Annotated in this window: 15 protein-coding genes; 5 read left to right on the forward strand and 10 right to left on the reverse strand. The window is 32.7% G+C overall.

The window, feature by feature from the left end; translation table 11 throughout:
* Window positions 1-64: 64 nt before the first annotated feature.
* The 6 genes from BZARG_RS04090 to BZARG_RS04115 are packed head-to-tail and all read right to left on the reverse strand — an operon-like array spanning window position 65 to window position 6,205.
* Entirely contained in the window at window positions 65-1,396 is a 1,332-nt protein-coding gene (locus BZARG_RS04090; protein WP_008635697.1) for a DUF58 domain-containing protein, read from the reverse strand.
* On the reverse strand, window positions 1,397-2,398 hold the full coding sequence (locus BZARG_RS04095) for an AAA family ATPase (RefSeq protein WP_008635449.1): 1,002 nt from the start codon (window positions 2,396-2,398) through the stop codon (window positions 1,397-1,399).
* Complete coding sequence (locus tag BZARG_RS04100; protein ID WP_008635360.1) at window positions 2,398-3,597, reverse strand: DUF4350 domain-containing protein; 1,200 nt, start codon at window positions 3,595-3,597, stop codon at window positions 2,398-2,400. Before BZARG_RS04100 ends, BZARG_RS04095 begins: the two co-directional genes overlap by 1 nt.
* Complete coding sequence (locus BZARG_RS04105) at window positions 3,590-4,315, reverse strand: hypothetical protein (protein WP_008635355.1); 726 nt, start codon at window positions 4,313-4,315, stop codon at window positions 3,590-3,592. The genes BZARG_RS04100 and BZARG_RS04105 overlap by 8 nt, the downstream gene beginning before the upstream one ends.
* Window positions 4,308-5,228 (reverse strand): hypothetical protein, encoded by a 921-nt coding sequence (locus tag BZARG_RS04110; RefSeq protein ID WP_008635675.1) that lies wholly within the window; start codon window positions 5,226-5,228, stop codon window positions 4,308-4,310. Before BZARG_RS04110 ends, BZARG_RS04105 begins: the two co-directional genes overlap by 8 nt.
* A complete protein-coding gene (locus tag BZARG_RS04115; RefSeq protein ID WP_008635366.1) occupies window positions 5,225-6,205 on the reverse strand; it encodes a stage II sporulation protein M in 981 nt (326 codons plus the stop codon). The genes BZARG_RS04110 and BZARG_RS04115 overlap by 4 nt, the downstream gene beginning before the upstream one ends.
* Window positions 6,206-6,239: 34 nt before the next feature.
* Here BZARG_RS04115 and BZARG_RS04120 point away from each other — a divergent pair, with 34 nt between their 5' ends.
* Both BZARG_RS04120 and BZARG_RS04125 read left to right on the forward strand, forming a co-directional pair.
* Window positions 6,240-6,965, forward strand: a complete 726-nt coding sequence (locus tag BZARG_RS04120) for an RDD family protein (protein ID WP_008635598.1) — start codon at window positions 6,240-6,242, stop codon at window positions 6,963-6,965.
* Between the two features lie 464 nt (window positions 6,966-7,429).
* Entirely contained in the window at window positions 7,430-8,029 is a 600-nt protein-coding gene (locus tag BZARG_RS04125; protein ID WP_008635412.1) for a trimeric intracellular cation channel family protein, read from the forward strand.
* Between the two features lie 25 nt (window positions 8,030-8,054).
* Here BZARG_RS04125 and BZARG_RS04130 read toward each other — a convergent pair whose 3' ends face one another.
* The gene (locus BZARG_RS04130) at window positions 8,055-8,759 is read right to left on the reverse strand and encodes a peptidylprolyl isomerase (protein WP_008635620.1); all 705 of its coding nucleotides are present in this window, start codon (window positions 8,757-8,759) and stop codon (window positions 8,055-8,057) included.
* A 2-nt stretch (window positions 8,760-8,761) separates the two neighbouring features.
* Here BZARG_RS04130 and BZARG_RS04135 point away from each other — a divergent pair, with 2 nt between their 5' ends.
* Both BZARG_RS04135 and BZARG_RS04140 read left to right on the forward strand, forming a co-directional pair.
* Complete coding sequence (locus tag BZARG_RS04135) at window positions 8,762-9,403, forward strand: NUDIX hydrolase (protein ID WP_008635523.1); 642 nt, start codon at window positions 8,762-8,764, stop codon at window positions 9,401-9,403.
* Window positions 9,404-9,452: 49 nt separating this feature from the next.
* A complete protein-coding gene (locus BZARG_RS04140) occupies window positions 9,453-10,265 on the forward strand; it encodes a lysophospholipid acyltransferase family protein (RefSeq protein ID WP_008635663.1) in 813 nt (270 codons plus the stop codon).
* 3 nt (window positions 10,266-10,268) lie between these two features.
* On the opposite strand, the gene BZARG_RS04145 is transcribed toward BZARG_RS04140, so the two are convergent.
* Window positions 10,269-10,910: a hypothetical protein gene (locus BZARG_RS04145; protein WP_008635695.1), complete on the reverse strand. Its 642-nt coding sequence runs from the start codon at window positions 10,908-10,910 to the stop codon at window positions 10,269-10,271.
* Between the two features lie 4 nt (window positions 10,911-10,914).
* Window positions 10,915-11,409, reverse strand: coding sequence for an RNA polymerase sigma factor (locus BZARG_RS04150; RefSeq protein ID WP_008635540.1), 495 nt, complete (start codon window positions 11,407-11,409; stop codon window positions 10,915-10,917).
* Window positions 11,410-11,536: 127 nt separating this feature from the next.
* On the opposite strand from BZARG_RS04150, the gene BZARG_RS04155 reads away from it, so the two are divergent.
* Window positions 11,537-12,817 (forward strand): NAD(P)/FAD-dependent oxidoreductase, encoded by a 1,281-nt coding sequence (locus tag BZARG_RS04155; protein WP_008635460.1) that lies wholly within the window; start codon window positions 11,537-11,539, stop codon window positions 12,815-12,817.
* Window positions 12,818-12,878: 61 nt separating this feature from the next.
* Here BZARG_RS04155 and BZARG_RS04160 read toward each other — a convergent pair whose 3' ends face one another.
* Entirely contained in the window at window positions 12,879-13,544 is a 666-nt protein-coding gene (locus tag BZARG_RS04160; protein ID WP_008635389.1) for a lysoplasmalogenase, read from the reverse strand.
* Window positions 13,545-14,186 lie beyond the last annotated feature (642 nt).

Below are 14,186 nucleotides of genomic sequence, written 5' to 3' on the forward strand. Positions count from 1 at the left end.
TATACTTAAAACCAATAAAACCGAACTGTAGGTTTTCTATGATGACTTGTAATTTTAAGTTACTTTAAATTAAACCACGAGCCTTAATCTCCAAATACTTATTAATAGTATTCAAAGTTAAATCCTCTGGTGGGGTTAAAATACTTTGAATTCCGTGTTTTTGTAATTCGTTAATAATGAGTTTCTTTTCATATACAAATTTTTCAGCAATGGTTTTTTCGAAAATCTCAAAGGTGTTTCGCGATTCCTTTTGCGTGAGTTTATCTAATTCGGTGTTTTCAAAAAAGATAACTACTAATACATGGTTTTTAGCAATGGCTTGAAGATATGGTAATTGTCTATGCAAGGCATCCAGCGTTTCAAAGTTGGTATAAAGCAATAATAGACTTCGTTGGTTTAAACTGCGTTTTATGTCAATATATAATCTTGAAAAATCAGATTCAGAATAGTCTGTATCTAAATTATAGAGCGTTTCCATAATCTGATTCATCTGTGACGGTCTACGCTCGGCTGCCACTTTATTGGCAACTTTCCTTGAAAATGCAAACATTCCCGCTTTATCTTGTTTTTTTAAAGCCACATTACTAATTACTAAAGTGGCATTAATAGCATAATCCAGAAGACTTAAACCATTAAAAGGCATTTTCATGGCACGACCTTTATCAATAACGCTATAAATAGGTTGAGAACGTTCATCCTGAAACTGATTTACCATCAACTGACTCCGTTTAGCAGTAGCTTTCCAGTTAATATTCCGAATATCATCACCACGAACATATTCTTTAATTTGCTCGAATTCCATAGTATGCCCTATTCTACGGATTTTCTTTAATCCAAATTCAAAAATTTTATTCGAAAAAGCTATAAGCATATATTTTTTCAATTGAAGAAACGATGGGTAGTTTGGCACCATCGCATCTTTTCCAAATTGAAAACGACGTGTTAATAATCCAATTGGCGAGGTAACATAGACATTAAGATTTCCAAAATGATATTCGCCACGCTCCAACGGTCGTATGGTATAAATAATTTTTTTATCGGTAAACTTATCGAGTTGTGTGTTAATTTCAAAATCCCGCTTCTGATATTGAAAAGGCATTTCATCAATCAGTTTTAAGTGGACATTAAAGTTGTATATGTTTTTTAAGGTGATTTCTATAGGATTATCATCGCCATTACTTAATTTTTCTGGAAGTTGGCGTTTGGCTTCAATGCCTTTCTGCTTAAACAATAAAATACTATCTACTAAAATCAGCGCTGCAAAAACGCCAAATAGCATGATACTAATGGCTAAAAGCCCAGGGAATTGATACGCCATTAAAAATAAAAAGGCAAAACCAATTAAGCAGACAAAAAGCCGAGACTCTAAATAAATATTTTTAAAAATGCGTTTCAATTATCTAGGTATTTCAATCGTTTCCAAAATCTGATCGACCACTTTATCAACTGTAAACGCCTCCATTTCGCGTTCTGGTGTTAATACTAGTCTATGCTTTAAAACCGCTTTGGTGCACCGCTTAATATCGTCTGGCGTAACAAAATCACGACCATGTATGGCGGCATTGGCTTTTGCAGCATTTAATATAGCAATGGACGCACGTGGTGAAGCGCCCAAATATAAATTGGCATTATTACGCGTGCTGTTTACAATAGAAGCAATGTAATGTAGTAAATGATCTTCCACTAAAATTTGCTTAATTAACCCTTGATATTTTATAATATCGGTAGCGTTTAAAACAGGGTTAATGGCATTAAGATCTAATTGATCTTCACGTTTGTGATTATCAACTAAAATCTGAACTTCATCTTCTAAAGACGGATAATCTACATTAATTTTAAACAAGAAACGGTCTAATTGTGCTTCCGGTAAACGGTAAGTTCCTTCCTGTTCAATTGGGTTTTGAGTAGCAAAAACCAAGAAAGGTGGTTCCATGATAAATTGATTATTATCAATAGTTATTTGACGTTCTGCCATGACTTCAAATAAAGCGGCTTGTGTTTTTGCAGGTGCGCGATTTATTTCATCAATTAGAACAATATTCGAGAAAATAGGTCCTTTTTTATATTCAAAATCGTTAGTCTTAACGTTGAAAATAGAGGTTCCTAAAATATCACTCGGCATTAAATCGGGCGTAAATTGAATACGACTAAAATCAACATCTAAAGTTCGCGCTAATATTTTGGCCGTAACCGTTTTTGCAACACCCGGAACACCTTCAATTAATGTATGACCGTTTGATAAAATGGAAATAATAAGCAACTCAATCATTTCATTTTGCCCCACTATAATTTTACCAATTTCCTGTTTGATAGCTTCTACATGTGCTTGCAGTGGCTTAAGGTTAATTCTGTTAGTGAAGTTTAAATCTTCGCCTTCGTGTTGGTTTATATCTTCCATTATAGGTTGTTTTTTGTAAAATGTTCTATTTGTTTGTTTAGAGCAATGAGCTCATTTTCTGTATGATTGTTTTTCGATTTTAAAAACGTAATTAAATCGATAAGCGATTTCGTGTCTTGAACGTTATTTGCTGATTTAACAGCTAATTTCTGAATAAAACGCTCGCTAAATTCATTTGTCTCCAAATAATAGGTTGATCTAACGAATTCTAAAAAGTATGTGATTTTCTTATTTATTATATTTGAATAATCGCCATGTTGGTAATATAAATCGCCAATGGTTTGTGTGAATTCTACTGTGGCATTTTTCAACGGTTCCACAACCGGAATAATGCGTTGTGTCCGTTTGCCTTTAAAAATAACAAATATTATTAAGCCTAATAAACTGATGTAAAAAGTCCATTTTAAAGCAGAGTTGGCTAAAATAAATCGCAGTGGACTTTTTATAACTTTTCGACCACTTTTGTAATAGTTATCCCAAAGTAAACTGTTATTTTTTGGTAAAAAAGACAATACGGTTGCTGCATAATCTGCTTTATCATTCAACATATGGTAATTGGAAAATGCAAATGGATTAGCATGAATGTAAAACGCACCTCCATTTTCTCCAAAAGGTGTTTTTATAAAATTAATTTCTTCTAGCGTTTTTTCTTCATTCTCTAAATAACCTAAAACGAGGGCGTTAGTTGTATCTATTGAAGTGATGTAACTGTTTTCAATAACATCGTCAAAAACCTGTCCGTTGGATCCTAAACTTTTACTAGCAAAAATTGATTTTGAAGGTTGCTTTAAAAAACCGTCATTATCGCTTTTCATTTTAATGTTTAAAGTGTCTGCAAACTTTCCGAAAGCCATAGCCGTACTTATAAAAACGGTATTGCCATTTTCAACAAATTTTAATAAGGCTTCAGAACTTTCTTTTTCAAGACCGATATAATCGTTTATAAGTATTAAAGTCGTGTTCGAAAAGTCTGAACTATTATTTAAAACTTCATAAATACTTTTATCGGACGTTTCTAGGGGATTAGATGAAAAAGTTTTCAATTCATTAAAAATCACATAACATCCAAGCGGAATTTTATCGGCAGCAGAGTAGGAGTTTCGCCAATTTATGGCTTTTGGTTTTGCAACTTCCGCAATCATTAACAAAACGATAATGGCGGCAATGCCATACAGCGCCATTTTAGAGCGTTTATCCATTTATACGTTTGTTTAAAGTTGAAAAATCGTCTTGGTTTTTATTGAAAGCTTGCTCGTCTATGGTAAATTCGCCATACCAGACATAATCGTATATATAGGAAATGCGTTTGAATAATTGTTTAGTGCCTTCGTCTGAAATTTCATTGAAATAATCAGAATTCGTTTTGTCATAATGCCAATCAATAATATTTTTATTGGTCAAATTTTTAAGTGCTTTCAAATATAAATATCGTGTTGCTAATCGATAATTCTTTTCATTTAAAGCTGATTTTATTAAATTTTCAAAATCGACTTGCTGAATATCTTCTTCAATATAGCTGAAGGTATCAATGGTTTTTTCTTCAGTCTTGAAAACTGAATTCATAGGTGATTGTAATAAAAACTTAATAAATAAATATAAGGCGCCAGTAGCTAAAAGCCCGTAAACAATGTATTCCAAGGTTTGATAATCGATAAAGTCTACATCAAATCCGAAGATATCTCCTAACCATCTAAAAAATTTTTGAAGCACTTCTTGAATTAAATTAATTCCACCACTATCATTAAGGTCGTAGTTAAAATCACGTCCCGAATAGCGCTCATTTATGCCGTCTTTAAAATATCTAACGGTAATATTGGTAGAATCTTTTTGGATGGTATTTTGACCTAGAGATGCCGCATGCTTTATAAAAAATAAGCCTGAGAGAAAATAGCTGATATGCTGTTTGTATTTATTCATTAACACCAATTTCTTCAATGCGTTCTTGTAAATATGTGTTATAGCGTTCTTCGTGTAAATTGAAGAATAATACACCATAAGATACTTGTGATAGTGCTTGCGAAAAGATAAAGGCCAAAATAAACATGGTAAAACCTAAAGTAAAAACAAGTGTAGCAAAGGTGCTTGTTAAAAAATCGACTTCACTTTCAACTGAAAAATAAGTATAAAAAGCGATAATGAAACCCGGAATAGACAGGATTAAAAAAGTGATCATTAAATTCAGTATTCCGATAACCAATCCGTAAAAAACCACACGTATAAAATTAGAAAAAGTAAAGGACCAAGCTTCGGAAAGTGCATCGCCAACCGATTTATTACCACTAAAAATAGCCATAAAAGATAAACCGAAAAGTGCATTAACCGTAAAGCTTATAGCGTATTGCGCCAGCATACCTAATAAAGGAATAAATGCTAACACTACTGAAAGGACAATGTAGCCAATATACATAGCAATTCCTATAAGGACAAAAAGCACAATGGTGCCAAAATTATTTTTGATAGCAGACCAAATGTTCGCTGATTGGACGTTGCCTTCTTTTGTAACATATTCATTAACGTATGCGCTAGAAAAACTGTAATTAAGAATAGCGGTAACCACAAGAATAACCACTAGAACTAAACCACCAGCTATTAAATAAATTTCATTGTCCACGTTGGAACCTACTCCAAATCTGAAATCGCGACTCGCCAATCCCATAAAACCAGTCACTAATAAGTACGAAGCAATTAGTGTTAAAATAATACTAATGGCATTGTAGCGCAAGTATAAATTGGTGAAATGCTTAAAATTAAGCTTTAAAAACAGGAAGTAATTATTAATAATATCGCCAAACGTATTGCGTGTACGAAGTTCTAAATAGTTTTTTTTCATACAATCGATTTGATAGATTTTGAGCTGTTTCTTTTATTCAATTGAATAGGGTAAATAATATAATAAAATATAATTAAGGCTAGCGAAGAAAAAATAATACCATAAGCTAAAATGGGATGCATTTTTTCACCAAAACGAGTTATAAATCCTTCAATAAATCCTGCCACAATAAAAAATGGAATGGTACTCACTACTATTTTTAAGCCATCTTTTGCGCCTTTCATAAAAGAAACACGCCTGGAGTGGGTTTTAGGGAATAAAAAGCTGTTTCCCATAACTAGACCAGCGCAGCCCGCAATTACAATCACCGAAATTTCAATGGTTCCATGCAGCCAAATCGTGGATGTTTTTTCTAGAATACCATAATTATAGAAAAAAGTGATAAATGCTCCTAACATTATACCATTACTAAATAAAATAAAAATAGTTCCAGCGCTAAAAATAACACCAAAAGCAAATGCCATTATAGCGACGCGGATATTATTTATAGTAATCCCTAGAAATGTACCAACTTGACTCCCGCTTTTATAGACAGCCATAGGTTCGCCATTTTCTATGTTTTCAATCGTCATATTCACATAAGCATCACCTAAAATTAAGCGCACAAAACTATCGTCGTTTAAAGTGGAAACCACGCCGATAAATACCGCAGACATGAAAATTAAGAATGCGTATAATAATGTTTTATGATAAGTTCTGAAAAACAGTGGGAATTCGTATTTCCAAAAAGAAACAATCTTATTTTTAGATTCTCTTTTGGTAATATATATTCTCTGATGCGCCTGTGATGCTAACGAATTTAAATACAAAAGCGTCTTACTTTCAGGGTAGTAAGTCTGTGCATAAGAGAGGTCGTTAGTAAGCTGAATATAGTATGAAGCGAGGTCGTCTGGATTTATTTTAACATTATTGTCTAATGCTTTTTCAAATACCAACCATTTTTCCTTATTTTGCTTCACGAATGATGCTTCGCGCATAGATTATTAAAAATTTAAACGAATATACATTTACATGAGCAAAATAGCAATTAACACAGCGCAAAATGTAATTTTAGATTATAAACTTATCGGAATAGGCGAACGGGTGGTCGCTTTTTTAATAGATGGGTTGATTTTAATCGCATATATGTCCATCATGGAAAACTTGATGACAGTATCTAATATCTTTGAAACCGATAGTTGGACGCAGCGCGGTATTTTGGGATTAATAACGCTACCTGCTCTGTTTTACTCTCTGCTTTGCCATGTGCTTTTTAGTGGACAAACCATTGGTAAAATGATTATGAAAATTAAAGTGGTTCGCTTTGATGGCGCACCAACACAATGGTATAATTTATTGGTAAGATGGATGCTTCGTTTAATTGATATCTGGTTGTTTTTTGCTTCAATAGGCGTAATGAGTATTTTATTATCGGATAAAAAACAACGTGTTGGTGATGCTGCAGCAGGAACAGTAGTTATCAGCGCGAAGCAAAAACATAAAATAAGCAGTGCTATTCTAGAGGATATAACAGACGATTATCAACCGGTTTTTAGTAATGTTACCATCTTGAGCGATAAAGACGTTCGGATTATTAAAGAAGCTTTTACAATTTCTAGACGCGCTAACGATTTCAAAACCTTGACCGTAATACGGAATAAGATTTGTGCAATTTTACAAATAGAATCCGAGATGTTCGATAAAGAGTTTATAGATACTATTTTAAAAGATTATAATTATTACACGCAAAGAATGTAAGCAGAGAACCAATTTTACGGAGTGAAATTGTGTGAATCGCTTATGCCGCTTTTTAGCGGTATCTCTATAGTTTATGTACTATTTTATTTAGAACCAATTTTACGGATTGAAATTGTGTGAATCGCTTATGCCGCTTTTTTGCGGTATCTCTATAGTTTATGTACTATTTTATTTAGAACCAATTTTACGGAGTGAAATTGTGTGAATCGCTTATGCCGCTTTTTAGCGGTATCTATAATTTTATGTACTATTTTATTTAGAACCAATTTTACGGATTGAAATTGTGTGAATCGCTTATACCGCTTTTTAGCAGTATTTTTTTAATGCTTTTGAAACTTTGTTTAGAACAAATTTCATCTATATAAGTCATACATAAAATAATTCCAGAATAATTTGATATTCGATTTCATTAGACCCTTTTCATTCTATACCTTTGCACGCATTTTTAAATTAATGAAGAAGTCATGTTTTACGCCATTGATATTTTAGGAACTATTGCATTTGCCATTTCAGGTGTATTAGTCGCGTTGAGTAAACGTATGGATTTATTTGGGATTCTTATTATCGCTTCGGTTACCGCTGTTGGAGGCGGAACATTACGTGATGTTCTTATTGGGGAAACACCGGTTAGTTGGATGCTAAATTTAAATTATATTTATGTAATTCTTGCAACCACTATTTTGACGATTATTTTTAAGTCGAAAATAGATTATTTACGAAAATCTCTTTTCCTGTTTGATACCATTGGAATTGGTTTATATACGGTTGTAGGTGTGGAAAAAGGACTTTCTGTAGGGCTTGACCCTATAATATGTATTGCGTTAGGAACTATGTCAGCCTGTTTTGGAGGTGTTATCCGCGATATTTTATGTAACGAAATACCTGTTATTTTTAGAAAAGAAATTTATGCTACAGCGTGTATTGTTGGTGGTTTATCCTATTTTTTAATTAGAAAATTGCCTATTGATGATAACGTGGTGTTTGTTATTGCGGGACTAGTAGTAATTGCTGTTCGGTTAATTGCTGTAAGATTTAAAGTGAGTTTACCGAGCCTTTATAAGTAACCTATAAGCGATTCACTTCTATTGATTAATCAATAATTTCAACTTTTTTAATATAAACATTGCGTAATGGCCATTCACCGCTATCGGTTTCTTGGGAAGCAATCTCATCAACAACATCCATTCCTGCTATAACCTCTCCAAAAACAGTATAATCGCCATCTAAATGATAGGCGCCATCTTTTTTCTGAACAATAAAAAACTCAAAAGGCGATGCTAATTTATAGGCATCCGCAATTTCGCTACTTGGCACGCTAATGACACCTCTATGGTGTTTTAATCCGCGTTTGGTGTCGGGTGGTAAAAGGTAGTGACCAATATCAGCGCGTTTACGTTTTATTTTAGGATCGTCGGTATTTCCAGCTTGGATAACAAAATTGTCAACCACGCGGTAAAACTGTGTGCCTTCAAAATAGCCCCGTTTGGTTAAATAAATAAAATTGGCGCGGTGGAATTTAATCTGGTCATATAATAAAATATCAATGGTTCCAAATTTTGTGGTGATACGCACTTTATTTTCGGTGTTTTCCTTTTCATATTGCAAAAAGAATTCCATGGCATTTTCATCGGTTAAAAATGGAAATTCTGGTGTTTCTATTTCAGATTTATCTACTTTTTCTGGTTTTTTTTCTTTCGTTTTTGTAATTTTAGAAGGCGACTCTTTCGGTTTTGATTGTTTATCTTCACAGCCAAAAAATAAAATTAGAGCACTTAACAGGAGAATACGAATCATATATGAAGTTTGAAGAATTTTTAAAAGTGGTATCAAAAATAGAAAATATACCGTTGCCAGCCGAATCTTCGCAATTTAAAATGTCACCACCTTTTAGAGATGAGCTTCAGGAGCAGCAAAAGAATCAACTTAAAACCGCGAAAAAAGCTGGCGTAGTTGCATTGTTTTACCCAGATGATGCTACAGAAACAAAGTTAGTTTTAATTCTACGTAAAACCTATAAAGGCGTACATTCAGCACAAGTTGGCTTTCCTGGTGGCAGGGTGGAAACAACGGATTCTTCTATTATGCATGCTGCCATTCGGGAATGTTGGGAAGAAGTGGGTGTGCCGGAGCGCCAAATAGAAATTTTACGTGCTATGACGCAAGTATATGTGCCGCCTAGCAACTTTTTTGTGTACCCTTTTATTGGTATTTCGCGTTTAACCCCAAAATTTATTAAACAAGATTCGGAAGTGGATGCTATTATTGAAGTTTCTTTACAGGATTTTATTTGCGATTCTAGTGTGGTAACCAAAACAGTATCAACTTCATATAGTATGGAAGTGGCCGTTCCAGCTTTTCAATTAAACGATCATATCGTTTGGGGAGCCACAGCTATGATGTTGAGTGAAATAAAAGACTTGTTAAAAGAACTGTTGTAGATGACCAGTTTTATTACATTTGTAAATTAAATTAATGTAAAATTAATGTATGGGATTGTTTAAACAAAATCCTTTTGGGCATTATCTTTTTCTGAAGAAATGGATAATAAGAATTCTTGGAGGTCTTACTCATAGACGCTTCCGAGGTTTTAATGAACTCAAAATTGAAGGTTCTGAAGTTATAAGAAATTTACCAGATAATAATGTGTTGTTCATATCCAATCACCAAACCTATTTTGCGGATGTGGTAGCTATGTTTCATGTTTTTAACGCAAGTTTAAGTCAGCGCGATGATAATATAAAGAATGTTGGTTACTTATGGCAGCCTAAAATGAATATTTATTATGTAGCTGCTAAAGAAACGATGAAATCTGGAATATTGCCAAAAATAATGGCTTATGCAGGTTCAATTAGTATTGAGCGAACGTGGCGTGATAAAGGTACAGATGTAAATCGTCAGGTAAAAATGAGTGATATTTCTGCTATCCGAACCGCATTAAATGATGGCTGGGTGATAACTTTTCCGCAGGGAACAACAACACCGTTTAAACCGATTAGAAAAGGAACGGCTCACATAATTAAGCATTATAAACCAATTGTTGTGCCAGTTGTTATCGATGGTTTTAGACGTTCGTTTGATAAAAAAGGACTCCGCGTTAAGAAGAAAAATATTCTTCAATCTATGGAGATTAAAGAACCTTTGGATATTGATTACGAAAACGAATCCATAGCTGAAATTGTAGAGAAGATAGAGTATGCCATTGAGCAACACCCATCATTTTTAAAAGTTATTCCACAGGACGTTCTAGATGCTCAAGAAACTTTAAATCAACAACGTCGATGGCGACCAGATAGTAACTAGATACTATAAATCCAACTTTTTAAGTTCTTTATAATTTCTATTTAATCGTCTTAACAAGATGCCATAAACGAGCCAGTAAAAAATAAGTAATATTAGGATTACTATCGCTAAAAGGCCTGAAACAGTTAATATGAAAATCGCATAGAACTTAAAAGATTCCCCATTTGCAGCGGCAATGTTGGCCAGGTTTATTAATTGTTTATCTTGATCAAATGCAATAAATAGTAATAATACACATGCTATAATTAGGTACAATAAGTTAAAAGCCACATAGCGTCTTACGGTTTGCCGTGTTTTTAAAATATTCTCCATCAGTTTTTTGGCATTATCGGTAACCGATATGGTTCGATAGTTTTTAAAGAACATAAAGAAAAAATAAGCCAAAATAATATAACCTATAACAGTTAATGATATTACAATATAATTGCTATTAAGATTATCAAATTGGTTCATTTCCTTATTGCCTTTAAAAGCTATTGACAGGACTATCCAAAAAATAAACTCCAGTAGACTAATAATAAATATCCATTTAACAATAGAAGATGATTTCTTTAAAATCATCTTGTAAATATCGTTATACGACAGTTTTGGATAGGCATTGCTATCCTTCTGCCAGTCTTTTTTTAATAATTCTAATTCATCCATAGCATTACGGATTTAAAATGGTTTTTAGCTTGGTTTTAATCCTACTCATCTTCACGCGCGCATTAACTTCGCTAATTCCCATTGTTTCACTTATTTCTTTATAATTTTTATCTTCCAAATATAAAAACACCAAAGCTTTTTCAATATCATTCAATTCTTTAACAGCACTATAAAGCAACTTTAGCTGTTGCTCTTCTGTATCGTCATATTCTTCCGCTTTAATTTTAAACTCAACACTTTCAAATTCCTGTGTATTTATTCGTCGTTTTTTCTTTCTGTAAAGAGTAATCGCTGTATTCAGTGCTACACGGTACATCCAGGTGCTAAATTTTGAGTCTCCTCGGAATTTTGGGTAAGCCTTCCAGAGTTGAATAACAACCTCTTGAAACAAATCATTATGCGCATCTTGGTTGTTAGTGTAGAGTCTACACACCTTATGCACGATATTCTGATTAGCTTCTAGCTGTTCAACAAAATTATGTTCTAATGTTTTGCTCAAATTGGAGGTTTAATAGCTTATAAGTAGCATATTTTTGAAAAAGTTACAGGATAAACAATTATAATTCAAAAATAGCCATTTAGGTTACTATGATTTATATTTGTTTAACTAAAAAATATTTTTTTATATGAATATTCCCCATTCTAAATATCCTAGAATAATAGTAGTTGGCGGTGGTTTTGCTGGTGTAAACCTGATAAGATCATTCAAAAATAAACCTGTACAGGTTGTTTTAATCGATAAGCGTAATTATCACACGTTTCAACCATTATTATATCAAGTTTCTAGTTCTGGATTGGAGCCAGATTCTATTGCTTATCCATTACGAAAGATTATAAAATCATCAAATAACATTTATTTCCGATTGGCTAAAGTGCTTTCTATAGAAGCGGAAAGTAAAACTATTGAAACGTCTATTGGTAATTTAACCTATGATTATTTGGTTTTAGCAACAGGCACAAAAACTAATTATTTTGGAAATGGGGATGTAGAGAAATTCAGCATGCCCATGAAAACCGTTCCGCAAGCTCTAAATATAAGAAGCTTAATTCTTCAGAATTTAGAGAAAGCAACCATAGCAAAAACAGTTAAAGAGCGTCATGCTTTTTTAAATTTTGTTATCGTTGGAGGAGGACCAACTGGTGTTGAATTGGCAGGTGCGATTGCTGAATTAAAAAACAATGTTGTCCCTAAAGATTATCATGATTTGAATGCTAACGATATGCAAATTCATTTGCTAGAAGGAGGTGAAAGATTGCTGCCGCCAATGAGTAAACATGCCTCAAAAAAGGCAGAGGAGTTTTTAAAAACACTGGGTGTAATAATCCATTGTAACACGTTTGTAAAAAATTATAACGGGTTAAAAGTAGAAACAAATACAGATTTAGAACTGGAATCCGAGACCTTAATTTGGGCTGCTGGCGTGACAGGAAATCCTGTAGAAGGATTGCCTTCTAATGTGTTTATGGAACGCACGAATCGGTATCGTGTAAACCTGTATAATCAGTTAGAAAATTACCCTAATATTTTTGCCCTTGGAGACATTGCTTATATGGAAACTGAAGCCTATCCAAAAGGGCATCCGCAAGTGGCGCAACCGGCCATTCAGCAGGGGCAATTATTTGCTAAAAATATCTTTAAATTACTGGCAAATAAACCGATGAAAAAATTCAAATATAAGGACAAAGGATCCATGGCAACTGTTGGAAGAAATAAGGCAGTTGTAGATTTAGGATCCTTCAAATTCTCTGGTTTTTTTGCTTGGTTTGTTTGGATGTTTATTCACCTGATGGCATTGGTGGGGTTTAGGAATCGCGTGGTTGTTTTCTTTAATTGGGCCTACAATTATATCAATTTTGATAAAGCCGCACGCTTAATTATCCGTCCTTTTAACAAGTTAAATGAATAGTTTATGTTTTCTTGTTATATAATTGGATTGTAGTCTTTTAAGTTTCGACTATAAAGAAATACTATCGCTGTTTTAGAAGCCCAAAAACAATGAATAATTGTGCAAAAGCGTATGTAAACATAATGCTAATGTTTGAATACATCAAGGGGTTATGAAACTTATCAATTGCCAATAAACTATCGGAAATCATAAATAATGTTGCACCAATAAATACGAATATATAACTTTTTTTCGAAACTATTCCTTGACGTAAGTAAGCTGTTATTGCCATCGATAAAATAACAGTCATGTATAAAATAACTGGCACAAACATGGCGTCTAAATTATCTTTCAAAAAGTAAAAAAGTAGCCCTCCAAAAGCAAACAGAAATAGACTAAAAATATAAGGTTTTTTTGCTTTGTTTCGTTGTTTTAAAAAGACTAAAATATAGAGTATATGAGCGGTTAAAAATGCGACTAATCCGAAGGTGAAAAAATGTGCAGATTTATCGACAAATAACAGTAGAATATCACCCAGTAATGAGAAGGTTAAAGCTCCTAGAATTAATAGTTTTACATTATGTGAAACAGTTGTTTTTTGTTTTAAATAGAAAATTATTAATGCTATTAGAATTGCCGGTTTTGTGAAATATCGCAGCAAGGGATAATTGGTGGAAGCGATAAATTCCGCAATTAATAAAACGCAAAATACTAATGTAAATGACTTTTCAGTTTTGGTTAGTTTCATAAGTTTGAGCTGTGAAATAAATGAAAATTATTTTATTAAGAATAAGTATATTATTCAATTAGTTATTTAAAAATCATCACTTTTTCGAGTGATTATTATTAGAAAAACAGAACGTTTTTTGAGAAATACTTTATGTAAATCATTTCATATTTTGTTCATATTAGATGACTAAAATAACATATTTAAATTTAGTATGTCATTCATTTATCAATTCCCATATTATGGTTTTTTGAAAACATAGATTACTAAATTGTTGGCGATAAAAAGAAATGCTACCGTTCTAAAAAACTAATATTGCTTTGTGTTGTTACTGAAACTTCCTACTTTTTATAAATTGTAAAAATAAAAATTTGATGTTTTGCATTAATAATAATTCTTATGCTGTTTCAATCTTTATGTCTCTGTGCAGTGTAGGGTAGTTCCTTTAATGTTATCGGTTTTCATTATAAGCCTGAAGATAAAAGGGAGTTTGCAACTAGTACTTTAAATGTTGAATACAACTTATTTTTTATAGGTGCCTTTTTAGCATGATAAAAAAACATGTGATGCTTATAAGTGTTTTGTTTGTATAAAGATCTGATATTCAGTGTTTATTGCGGCTTTAATTGTTGTTTTTTAGAGGAATTTTGAGTAACTTAATAT

The sequence above is a fragment of the Bizionia argentinensis JUB59 genome (assembly GCF_000224335.1).
Lineage (GTDB): Bacteria > Bacteroidota > Bacteroidia > Flavobacteriales > Flavobacteriaceae > Algorimicrobium > Algorimicrobium argentinense.